This is a genomic window from Planomonospora algeriensis, from assembly GCF_977012225.1.
In genome coordinates this window covers 1-10,917 of record NZ_CDRNDK010000199.1, presented here as the reverse complement: position 1 = coordinate 10,917, position 10,917 = coordinate 1, and the positions used below count along the sequence as shown (strand labels likewise).

The following is a 10,917-nucleotide window of genomic DNA, read 5'->3' as shown; positions in this document are numbered from 1 at the left end:
GCAGGCCGCACCGACCAGCACGGCATCGCCGAGGACGACGACCGCCGCGGGCGCCGCGGCCGGTTCCGGGAGCGCAACCGCCGCGGTCGCGACCGCTTCGAGGGCGGCGGCGAGCCCGTGGTCGGCGAGGACGACGTCCTCATCCCGATCGCCGGCATCCTGGACATCCTCGACAACTACGCGTTCGTCCGGACCAGCGGCTACCTGCCCGGCTCCAACGACGTCTACGTGTCGCTGGCCCAGATCCGCCGCAACGGCCTGCGCAAGGGCGACGTCGTCACCGGCGCCGTCCGCCAGCCGCGCGACGGCGAGCGCCGGGAGAAGTTCAACGCGCTCGTCCGCCTCGACACGGTCAACGGCATGGACCCCGAGCAGGCCCGCCAGCGGCCCGACTTCAACAAGCTCACGCCGCTCTACCCGCAGGAGCGCCTGCGCCTGGAGACCGAGCCGAACATCCTGACGACCCGGATCATCGACATGGTGGCCCCGATCGGCAAGGGCCAGCGCGGTCTCATCGTCTCTCCGCCCAAGGCGGGCAAGACGATGGTGCTCCAGGCGATCGCCAACGCGATCACCCGGAACAACCCCGAGTGCCACCTGATGGTCGTCCTCGTCGACGAGCGTCCGGAAGAGGTCACCGACATGCAGCGGTCGGTGAAGGGCGAGGTCATCCACTCGACCTTCGACCGTCCCGCCGAGGACCACACCACGGTCGCCGAGCTCGCCATCGAGCGCGCCAAGCGCCTCGTGGAACTGGGTCACGACGTCGTCGTGCTGCTCGACTCGATCACCCGTCTGGGCCGGGCCTACAACCTCGCGGCCCCGGCCTCGGGCCGGATCCTGTCCGGTGGTGTCGACTCCACGGCGCTCTACCCGCCGAAGCGCTTCTTCGGCGCCGCCCGCAACATCGAGAACGGCGGTTCGCTGACGATCCTCGCCACGGCGCTGGTCGAGACCGGCTCCAAGATGGACGAGGTCATCTTCGAGGAGTTCAAGGGCACCGGCAACGCCGAGCTCAAGCTCAACCGCGCCCTCGCGGACAAGCGGATCTTCCCCGCGGTGGACGTCGACGCGTCCGGCACCCGCAAGGAGGAGATCCTGATGGGCAAGGACGAGCTGCAGATCGTCTGGAAGCTGCGGCGGGTGCTGCACGCGCTGGACATGCAGCAGGCTCTGGAGCTCCTCCTGGAGAAGATGAAGGAGACCAAGTCCAACGCGGAGTTCCTGCTCCAGGTGCAGAAGACGACGGTCAGCTCCGACCGCGACTGACCCCGCACGCCGTACGGCGGACGCCCCGGATCTCCCCGCACGCGGGGGCCGGGGCGTCCGGCGTCGCAGGACCTCCCCCGCTCTCCCGGGCGGCCTCCCGGGAGGAACGGGGGCGGGCGGGGGAATGTCTTGTGGCCTGGGATGGTTGAAGGATCTGGCACACTGGTAGCCGAACCGCAGCGGTTCCGGTTCCCGCCCACTCGCACCTCAGTGTGTTCTCCCCGCCTCCGCGGGGGTGGACCCTGGCGACCCGGCGACCGCGCCTTGGAGAGGACGACAGTCATGAAGCCCGACATTCACCCGGAGTACGTCACCACCCAGGTGACCTGCACCTGCGGCAACACCTTCACCACCCGCAGCACCGCCAAGAACGGCGCGATCCACGCCGACGTGTGCTCGGCCTGCCACCCGTTCTACACGGGCAAGCAGAAGATCCTGGACACCGGCGGCAGGGTCGCCCGCTTCGAGAAGCGGTTCGGCAAGAAGGCCACGGGCAAGTAGCCCAGCTCCCGACGCCGGCTCGGAACCACCCACCGTTCGCGGAGGGTGCGCCCGGGTCGGCGTTCGTGGTGAAGAGGCGGGCTTTCCCCGGGGCCTTCCACGGCCGAGGGCTTTCCAAGGAAGAAGGACGTGCGGTGAACCTCGACGAGCTGCTCAGTGAGTACGCGGAGCTGGAACTCAAGCTCGGCGATCCCACCGTGCACGCGCACCCGACGCAGGCGCGCACGTTCGGCAGGCGCTACGCCGAGCTGACCCCGATCGTCAACACCCATCGGGAGCTCGAGGGCGTCCGCGAGGACCTGGCCACGGCCAGGGAGCTGGCGTCCGAGGACGAGGCCTTCGCCGAGGAGGCCAAGGAGCTCGAGGCGAGGATCCCCGAGCTGGAGGAGCGGCTCCGCCACCTGCTCGTCCCCCGTGATCCCAACGATGACAAGGACATCATCATGGAGATCAAGGCGGGCGAGGGCGGCGAGGAGTCGGCGCTGTTCGCCGGCGACCTGCTGCGGATGTACCTCCGCTACGCCGAGCGGATCGGCTGGAAGACCGAGATCATCGACATGACCCACTCCGACCTGGGCGGCTACAAGGACGTCACGGTCGCGGTGAAGGCCAGGGGTGACGAGGGCGTCTGGTCCCGGCTGAAGTTCGAGGGCGGCGTGCACCGCGTGCAGCGCGTGCCGGTCACCGAGTCGCAGGGCCGCATCCACACCAGCGCGGCGGGCGTCCTGGTCTACCCGGAGGCCGAGGAGGTCGACGTCCAGATCGACCCGAACGACCTGCGCATCGACGTCTACCGCTCCAGCGGCCCCGGCGGCCAGAGCGTCAACACCACCGACTCGGCGGTGCGCATCACGCACATCCCGACCGGGGTGGTCGCCTCCTGCCAGAACGAGAAGAGCCAGCTCCAGAACAAGGAGTCGGCCATGCGCATCCTCCGGGCCCGCCTGCAGGCCATCGCCGAGGAGGAGGCCAACGCCGCCGCGATGGCCGAGCGCAAGTCGCAGATCCGCACGGTCGACCGCTCCGAGCGCATCCGCACCTACAACTTCCCCGAGAACCGCATCTCCGACCACCGCACCGGCTTCAAGGCCTACAACCTCGACCAGGTGCTGGACGGGGACCTGTCGGCCGTCATCCAGTCCCTGCTCGACGCCGAGATGGCGGAGAAGCTCGCCGCCCACGCCTAGAACCCCCGCCATGACCTTTCTGCTGGACGAGATCGCCCTCGCCACCGCCCGGCTCGCCGAGGCAGGTGTGCCGTCGCCGCGCACCGACGCCGAGGAGATCGCCGCCTATGTCCACGGCGTACGGCGCAGCGAGCTGCACACCGTGGCCGACGCGGACTTCGACGCGCTGTTCTGGGAGGGCGTCGCCCGGCGCGAGGCCCGCGAACCGCTCCAGCACATCACCGGGCGGGCGTACTTCCGCTACCTGTCCCTGGAGGTCGGGCCCGGCGTCTTCGTGCCGCGCCCGGAGACCGAGGTGATGACGGGCTGGGCCATCGAGCGGCTGCAAGAGATGGACGTCGCCTCCCCGGTCGTCGTGGACCTCGGCACCGGCTCCGGCGCGATCGCGCTGTCCATCGCCCAGGAGGTCGCCCTGGCCACCGTGCACGCGGTCGAGGTCGACCCGGACGCCTACCGGTGGGCCAAGCGCAACATCCTGGAGCAGGGCCAGGGCCGGGTGCACCTGCACCCGGAGGACCTCGCCGACGCGCTGCCCGAGCTGAACGGCCAAGTGGACCTGGTGGTGTCCAACCCGCCCTACATCCCGCCGGGCGCGATCCCGCGCGACCCCGAGGTGCGCGACTACGACCCGCACCGCGCGCTGTTCGGCTCGGGACGCGACGGCCTCGACGAGGTCAGGGCGGTGGAGCGGACCGCGCGGCGGCTGCTCCGGCCCGGCGGGTTCGTCGCCGTGGAGCACGCCGACGAGCAGGGCACCCCGGTCTATCTGATCTTCTCCGAGGAGAACGGCTGGCGCGACGTGCGCAGCCGGCAGGACCTCGCCCGCAGGGACCGCTTCGTCACCGCTCGTTTCGGCCAGGAGTAGGATCCCGGCCGGGAACAGGAAGGAACGCCGTGAGCAGACGCTACGACTGCGCCGACGCCGAGCAGAGGGCGGCGGGCCTGACCGACGCGGCATCGGCCGTACGGCGCGGCGAGCTGGTGGTGCTCCCGACGGACACCGTCTACGGCATCGGCGCCGACGCCTTCACCCCGTCGGCGGTGAACCTCCTGCTGGAGGCCAAGGGACGCGGCAGGGACATGCCGGTGCCCGTCCTCGTCGGCACCGTGCGCGCGGCCAACGCGCTGGTGGAGAACCTGGGCCCGTACGGGCAGGACCTCGTCGACTCCTTCTGGCCCGGCCCGCTCACGCTGATCTGCCGGGTGAACCGGTCGCTCTCGTGGGACCTGGGCGAGACCAAGGGCACCGTCGCGCTCCGCATGCCGCTGCACGCGGTCGCCCTGGACCTGCTCAAGGACACCGGCCCGATGGCCGTCTCCAGCGCCAACCGCTCCGGCGTCCCCGCCGCGACCACGGCCGAGGAGGCCGAGAAGCAGCTCGGCGACGCGGTCTCGGTCTATCTCGACGGGGGGCCCTGCGCGGACTCGGTCCCGTCCACGATCCTCGACCTGACCACGGCCGTGCCCAGGCTGCTGCGCCGCGGGGCCGTACCGGTGGAGAAGCTGCGCGAGGTGATCGGCTACGTGGCGACCGACGCGGGCCCGGAGTCCGGTGACGGGCCGGGGCCAGGGGCCTGACCGGTCCGCGGGGCCCGGGGCCCGACCGGGCCACGCCTTGAGGGAGCGCATCCGCCCCCGGCCCGCGTTCCGGCCGGACCGGGAGGCGGTCCGGAGTGCGGCGGTCAGCGCACCGTGTCCACCGCGTTGCCGCTGTCGTGTTCCCGGACGTAGTCGTCGATGCGGTCGTCCTGGATCGCCGCACTGAGCGCGCGGACCTCGGGCATGTCCAGCAGGACGACGCTCTGGCGGCTCCTGGTGCCGGTGCCCTCCACCGGCATCGTGACGTAGTCGAGGGAGTCGAGACCGGCCAGATCGAGCATCCGGGACCTGAGCATGCCCGTGGTGACCCCCGCGTCGACGCTGAAGGCCTTGGTCAGGGCGCGCAGCAGGTCGTTGACCTTGACGGGGTTGGTGAGCGTCTCGGCGCTGAGCACCTTGTCGGCGATGGAGCTCAGCAGCGCCTGCTGGCGCTTGATCCGGTCGAGGTCGCCTCCCGGGAGGTTGGCGCGCTGGCGGACGAAGAGCAGCGCCTTCTCCCCGTTGAGATGCTGGCTGCCGGCCTTCCAGGTGACCTTGCGGTAGGGGTCGTAGACCGTCTCGGCGATGTCGACGTCGACCCCGCCGATCGCGTCGACGGCCGCGGCGAACCCCTGGAAGTCGATCGCGGCGTAGTGGTCGATCCGGACGCCGGTGAGCTTCTCGACCGTCCTGATCAGCAGGGCTGGCCCGCCCCAGGAGAAGGCGGCGTTGATCTTCGCCTTGCCCTTCCCCGGGACGGTGACCCACGAGTCCCGGGGGATGGAGACCACGGAGACGAGGTTGCGGCCCTCGGACAGGTGGATCAGCATGATCGTGTCGGTGCGCTGCTGCCCCGGCCGCCAGAGCTCTCCCTGCGCGTCCCGGCCGGTCGTCGTCTCCGCGGAACGGGTGTCGGTCCCGACCAGCAGCCAGTTCTCCCCGACACCGGGTTCGGGCGGGGGCCGTTCGGCCTCGTCGGTGGGCAGCGCGCCGGGCAGGCGGGTGATGTCGCCGTCGAGGCTCACCTGGAACGCGTAGAGCGCACCGGCGGCGCAGACGCCCATCAAGACCACGGCGGCGCCGATGATCAGTAGCAGCCGGCGGGCGCGACGCATCGAGCTGACCCCTATCAAGTCCGGTACATCCCGGTATGCACGCAGATCGCCGTGCAACCTGCCGACACCTTACGGCCAGGCGCTGTACGGCACCACCGGCGGACGGCCCGCCCGAACGGCGGCCCGCGTCCATGATTCATACCGGCTGATTATCACCGTGACGCGGAAGCGTCCTCCCGGTACCGTGAATGCGGCCGCCAACTCCCCGGGAGACGCCCATGGGCAAGTTCGACGGAATGGACCCCGCGCTGGTCCGTGACCTGCTCGCCGAGGTGAAGCGGGCCGCCGAGCAGATGCGGACGGTCGAGAGCCGGGTGACCCGCCTGATGAGCGGGGCCGGCCTGTCCTCGCAGTCCGCCCACCGCCCGGTCCAGGTCGCCGACGAGTGCGACACGATGGTCCGGGACGTCTCGGCCCGCGTCGCCCTGCTGGAGAAGAAGGCCAAGCAGGACGCGGCCCCCGCGCCCGGCCCGAAGGCCGGCGCGCCCGAGGCGGAGACCCCCCGGAGCGGAGCGCCCGAGGCGCAGACCTCGGCGCCGAAGACGCCGGAGCGGGACGAGCCCAGGGCGGGTGCGCCGAAGCCGGAGGAGCCGAAGACGGGTGGCACGCCCGCTCAGGAAGCACCCGGGCCGCAGGAGCCGAAGACGGGGACACCGGCTCCGGAGACGTCGAAGCAGGATCCGCCGAAGGCCGAGACGCCCCGGACGCCCGGGACGGAGACGCCGGCCCCGCAGACGCCCCGGGCCGAGGACCTGAAGCCCGCCGTACCGGAGAGCGGGGGGAACCCCCGCCTGGAGGGCGCGCAGCCGGGCGACCAGCCGCGGGCGGAGGTGCCGCGGGAGGCACCGGAGGCCCGCACCGGGCCCGAGGCCGACTCCAAGGGCGGGAGCGACCCCGAAGGGGAGAGCGGTTCCAAGGGCGGCGAGAGGTCGATCCGGATCGAGGATCCCACCCGCGACGCGCCCCGGACGCAACCGGACTTTCCCCCCGACCTCAAACCCGAGGTCGATTCCAAGGGCGACGACAGGTCGCCGCGGGGCGGGGACTCCGCGCCCGGTGCGCCGGGCGGGAACGACGTCCAGGACGCGAAGCCGGACGACCCCGGTTCGAAGGGGGACGAGCGCTCGCCCAGGGACGACGGCGGCGCGCCCGGGACCCGGGTTCCGGACGGCGGCACCGGCACCGGCACCGGCACCGACTCCGGCACCGGCACCGACTCCGGCACCGGCACCGGCACCGGAACCGGAACCGGCGCGGACGACGTCCTGGACACGCGGCAGAAGGACCACCCCGACGACATCGACCAGAGCGGCGCGCTCAAGCCGCAGGTCGTGGAGGTGGACGGGGTGAAGGTGCTGCAGATCCCGCTCGATCCGCCCTCCGCCGAGCAGGTGGAGGCGCTGCTGGAGAACATCGAGGACATCGCGCCCATGGACATGCCGTCCGTCGAGGGCGTCTCGCAGTACGCCGACGGGCGGCCCGGCCAGGTCGAGCCGCACGAGCCCCTCCCGTCCGCGAAGCCCGACGTCCCGCTCCTCGACACCGTCGGGCCCGCCGAGGGCCAGACCGTCCAGCCGCCGGGCACGGGCGGGGAGCCGGGCGACCGGCCGACGGGTGGGAAGGAGGCGCCGGACGGCTCCGGCGCATCCGGCGGATCGGGAGGATCGGGAGGCGCGGGAACGTCCGGTCCGGACGGAGCGGGTGGCTCCGGCGGAACGGGCGGGACGGGAGACTCCGGGGCCGGGGGCCGGGGGCGGAGCGGGTGGCTCAGGCGGAGCAGGGGGCGCGGGGACGCCCGGCGGCTCCTCCCCGGGCGGGGAGACCGGGAACGGCACGCCCCGCTGGGCGGCCGACGGCGACGTGGTCTCCGTCCGGGCCGACCTGCCGAGCCTGGACGCGATCAGGACGCTCGCCGACAACGCGCGGGCGATCGAACCGCTGGAGATGCCCGGAGTGCAGGTCCCCGACGGCGAGACATGGGGCGAAGGAGCCTGGGCGGCCATGGAGGTCGGGCCGGACGGCCCCTCGGGAGAGGAGAGTCCGCAGGACCCGCGCAGGCCGGTCCCGCCGCCCGGAGGCGGTTCGCCAGGCGGACAGTCGGTGTAAGGAGCGCTCGGAATGTACATAGACCCGCCCGCCCCGCAGCCGCTCCGGCCGGGGGAGACCCCGCCGTCGGGGGGGACCTCCGGCGTGCCGACGCCGGGCGCCGCCACGGCCTGGGAGTTCAACCCCGATTACCAGCGCCTGATCGTCCTGTGGGGGCAGATCGTGCCCCTGCTGGACACGCTGGACGTCTCGCTCGACAAGGCGCACCGGATGGGCCGGAGCCGCGACGTCTGGGACGCCCCCGTCGGGGAGCGCTACATGAAGGACCTGGCGGAGTGGAAGGCCCGCCTCGGCCAGTACCGCCAGGCGATCCTCACCTCGATCAGCGACCAGGCGGCCGACACGCCCCGCTGGATACCGGTCGACACCGGCGCCCCGCACGCGTTCTCCTGACGGGCGCACCGGGACCCGCGCGTCCCCGAGCCGCCGGGTTCCGCACCCGGCCGGGCGGCTCACCGCCGGGTTCCGCAGCCGACCGGACGGTTCGGCGCCGGGCTCGGGAGGAAGGGGCGGGCCGGGCTCGGAACGGCGGGAGGGACCGGCCTCCGGGCAGGTCAAGGCGGGGGAGGAGGCTTCACGGGGGGCTTCTCCGGGAAGGGGAAGCACGGTGACCCGGTGACCGGGCCGCGGTGCGCGCCATCGCGGCAGGCACGAGGGGAAGCCGCCGGCCACCAGCGCCCGAGCCGCTGAACGGAGTGAGTCGATGAGCTCTGTGCCCTACTACGGCCCCGACTACGGTCTCCTGCTCCGGCGAGATCCCGAGATGGCTGGGGTCCTCCTCGACGAGCTGGAGCGGCTGCGCGGCGGCCTCCAGCTGATCGCCAGCGAGAACCTCGCCTCGCCCGCCGTCCTGGCCGCGCTCGGCTCGACCTTGACCAACAAGTACGCCGAGGGATACCCCGGGCGGCGCTACTACGGCGGGTGCGAGGTCGTCGACCGGGCCGAGGAGCTCGCGATCGGCCGGGCCAGGCGGTTGTTCGGAGCCGACCACGTCAACGTGCAGCCGCACTCGGGCAGCTCGGCCAACCTCGCGGCGTACGCGGCGCTGCTCCAGCCGGGCGACACCGTGCTGGCGATGGCGCTGTCGCACGGGGGGCACCTCACCCACGGATCGAAGGTCAACTTCTCCGGGCGGTGGTTCGACGTCACGGAGTACGGCGTGCGGCGCGACACCGAGCTGATCGACTACGACGAGGTCAGGGAACTGGCCCTGCGGCACCGCCCGAAGGTGATCATCTGCGGCGCCACGGCCTATCCCCGGAAGATCGACTTCGCGGCCTTCCGGGGGATCGCCGACGAGGCAGGCGCCTGGCTGCTCGCCGACGTGGCCCACACCGTCGGGCTGATGGCCGGAGGGGCGCTGCCGTCCGCGGTGCCGTACGCCGACGTGGTCACCTTCACCACGCACAAGGCGCTGCGCGGGCCGCGGGGCGGGGGGATCATGTGCACGGCCGAGCTGGCGGCGCGGATCGACCGGGCGGTGTTCCCCTTCACTCAGGGCGGCCCGCTCATGCACGCGGTGGCGGCCAAGGCGGTGGCCTTCGGTGAGGCGCTCCGGCCGGAGTTCGCCGACTACGCGCGGCGTGTCGTGGAGAACGCGCGGGCGCTGGCCGAGGGGCTGGCGGCGGAGGGCATGCGGCCGGTCTCCGGAGGCACGGACAGCCATCTGGCCCTGATCGACCTGCGCGGGTTCGCGGCCTCCGGCGCGGTGGCCGAGCAGCGGTGCGCCGACGCCGGCATCACGCTGAACCGGAACACGATCCCCTACGACCCCGAGCCGCCCACGGTGACGTCCGGCATCAGGGTGGGGACTCCCTGCGCGACCACGCAGGGGATGGGCCCGGAGGAGATGAAGGAGGTGGCCTCGCTGGTGGCGGAGGCCGTCCGCAGCCCCGACTCCGCGGGGGAGGTCAGGGCGCGCGTCCGCGAGTTGACGAGCGCATATCCGGCATATCCCAGCGAATTATGAGTTGCTCTGTGCCCTTTTCCGGTCACAAGCGGCCGGACGATCCGCGAAACTAGGTCCGTGCGCGAATATCTGTTGATGGCGTTGGTGGCGGCCGCGGTGACCTACCTCCTGGTCCCCGGGGTCCGGGTCTTCGCCATCCGCATCGGCGCGATGCCCGAGGTCCGCGACCGGGACGTGCACACCACTCCGACGCCGCGGCTCGGCGGCCTGGCCATGTACGGCGGGCTGGTGGCGGGACTGCTGGTCGCCCGGAGCCTGCCGTACGCCGGAGGGCGGCTGGCGGACGCGGAGGTGGCCGACGGGAACGTGGTCCTGGCCCTGATCCTGGCGGGCGGTCTGATCACGCTGACGGGCTTCCTGGACGACTGGTGGGGCATGGACGCCTTCATCAAGCTGGCCGGGCAGATCGGGGCGGCCGGCGTGCTGGTCGCCTTCGGGGTCAGCCTCCCCTGGCTGCCGCTCCCCAGCGACATGGGCGGCGCCTACGTGCTCGGCTCGACGCTGGGACCGGTGATCACGATCATGATCGTGGTGGTCATGATCAACGCGGTCAACTTCGTCGACGGGCTGGACGGGCTGGCGGCCGGGATCGTCGGCATCGCGGCGATGGCGACGTGGACCTACTCCATCATCCTGTCCACCGACAACGGCGACACCACCATCAACGTCACCGCGGCGGTCGCCTCGGTGCTCATCGGGGTCTGCCTGGGCTTCCTGCCGCACAACTTCCATCCCGCGAAGATCTTCATGGGTGACACCGGGGCCATGCTGATCGGCCTGGTCCTCGCCTCCACGATGATCACGATCACGCCGCTGGACTCCAGCACCATCAACGACTTCCCGGTCGTGCTGCCGCTGCTGATCCCGATCGCGATCCTGGTGCTGCCGCTGCTCGACCTGATCATGGCGGTGATCCGGCGCACCTCCAACGGGCTCTCGCCGTTCGCCCCCGACCGGGGCCACCTGCACCACCGGCTGCTGGACATCGGCCACTCGCACCGCAGCAGCGTCCTGATCATGTACGCCTGGACGGTCCTGTTCGCCTTCGCGGTCGTGGCGATGTCCGTCGTCGGCGTCCCGCTCCTGCTGTTCCTGCTCACCGTGCTGCTGGCGATCGGCGGACTGGCGCTGGTGGCGCTGCCGCGCTGGCGCTCGCGCCGGAACGGGAGCGGCAGGGGGGGCGCACGCCGCC

11 protein-coding genes are annotated in these 10,917 nt (G+C 72.2%); 9 read left to right on the top strand and 2 right to left on the bottom strand.

Annotated elements, in window-relative coordinates:
• The 5 genes from rho to ACWJ6R_RS20260 form a co-directional block, all read left to right on the top strand.
• Positions 1–1,269: transcription termination factor Rho (rho, locus tag ACWJ6R_RS20280; protein WP_449063742.1), on the top strand; the 1,269-nt coding region annotated here is incomplete at its 5' end.
• A 282-nt stretch (positions 1,270–1,551) separates the two neighbouring features.
• Positions 1,552–1,770: a 50S ribosomal protein L31 gene (gene rpmE / locus ACWJ6R_RS20275; RefSeq protein ID WP_068894819.1), complete on the top strand. Its 219-nt coding sequence runs from the start codon at positions 1,552–1,554 to the stop codon at positions 1,768–1,770.
• Between the two features lie 134 nt (positions 1,771–1,904).
• Positions 1,905–2,957, top strand: coding sequence for a peptide chain release factor 1 (prfA, locus tag ACWJ6R_RS20270; protein ID WP_449063741.1), 1,053 nt, complete (start codon positions 1,905–1,907; stop codon positions 2,955–2,957).
• A gap of 10 nt (positions 2,958–2,967) precedes the next feature.
• A complete protein-coding gene (gene prmC, locus ACWJ6R_RS20265; protein WP_068894823.1) occupies positions 2,968–3,822 on the top strand; it encodes a peptide chain release factor N(5)-glutamine methyltransferase in 855 nt (284 codons plus the stop codon).
• A gap of 29 nt (positions 3,823–3,851) precedes the next feature.
• On the top strand, positions 3,852–4,535 hold the full coding sequence (locus tag ACWJ6R_RS20260) for an L-threonylcarbamoyladenylate synthase (protein WP_449063740.1): 684 nt from the start codon (positions 3,852–3,854) through the stop codon (positions 4,533–4,535).
• 104 nt (positions 4,536–4,639) lie between these two features.
• Here ACWJ6R_RS20260 and ACWJ6R_RS20255 read toward each other — a convergent pair whose 3' ends face one another.
• Together ACWJ6R_RS20255 and ACWJ6R_RS20250 are read right to left on the bottom strand one after the other, a co-directional pair.
• A complete protein-coding gene (locus tag ACWJ6R_RS20255) occupies positions 4,640–5,650 on the bottom strand; it encodes an LCP family protein (RefSeq protein WP_449063739.1) in 1,011 nt (336 codons plus the stop codon).
• A gap of 613 nt (positions 5,651–6,263) precedes the next feature.
• Complete coding sequence (locus tag ACWJ6R_RS20250; protein WP_449063738.1) at positions 6,264–7,235, bottom strand: hypothetical protein; 972 nt, start codon at positions 7,233–7,235, stop codon at positions 6,264–6,266.
• 116 nt (positions 7,236–7,351) lie between these two features.
• Here ACWJ6R_RS20250 and ACWJ6R_RS20245 point away from each other — a divergent pair, with 116 nt between their 5' ends.
• The 4 genes from ACWJ6R_RS20245 to ACWJ6R_RS20230 form a co-directional block, all read left to right on the top strand.
• Positions 7,352–7,756 carry a hypothetical protein gene (locus ACWJ6R_RS20245; RefSeq protein WP_449063737.1) on the top strand — a complete coding sequence of 135 codons (405 nt, stop codon included), beginning with the start codon at positions 7,352–7,354 and terminating at the stop codon, positions 7,754–7,756.
• Positions 7,757–7,768: 12 nt separating this feature from the next.
• The gene (locus ACWJ6R_RS20240) at positions 7,769–8,149 is read left to right on the top strand and encodes a hypothetical protein (protein WP_449063736.1); all 381 of its coding nucleotides are present in this window, start codon (positions 7,769–7,771) and stop codon (positions 8,147–8,149) included.
• A 310-nt stretch (positions 8,150–8,459) separates the two neighbouring features.
• Positions 8,460–9,725: a serine hydroxymethyltransferase gene (locus tag ACWJ6R_RS20235; protein WP_449063735.1), complete on the top strand. Its 1,266-nt coding sequence runs from the start codon at positions 8,460–8,462 to the stop codon at positions 9,723–9,725.
• Positions 9,726–9,782: 57 nt separating this feature from the next.
• On the top strand, positions 9,783–10,917 hold a 1,135-nt coding region (locus ACWJ6R_RS20230), incomplete at its 3' end, for an MraY family glycosyltransferase (protein WP_449063734.1).

Bases quoted from the DNA above. Each gene is read 5' to 3' on its own strand.
- prmC (WP_068894823.1), top strand. From the start codon at position 2,968: ATGACCTTTCTGCTGGACGAGATCGCCCTCGCCACCGCCCGGCTCGCC.
- ACWJ6R_RS20255 (WP_449063739.1), bottom strand. From the start codon at position 5,650: ATGCGTCGCGCCCGCCGGCTGCTACTGATCATCGGCGCCGCCGTGGTC.
- ACWJ6R_RS20235 (WP_449063735.1), top strand. From the start codon at position 8,460: ATGAGCTCTGTGCCCTACTACGGCCCCGACTACGGTCTCCTGCTCCGG.
- ACWJ6R_RS20240 (WP_449063736.1), top strand. From the start codon at position 7,769: ATGTACATAGACCCGCCCGCCCCGCAGCCGCTCCGGCCGGGGGAGACC.
- rpmE (WP_068894819.1), top strand. From the start codon at position 1,552: ATGAAGCCCGACATTCACCCGGAGTACGTCACCACCCAGGTGACCTGC.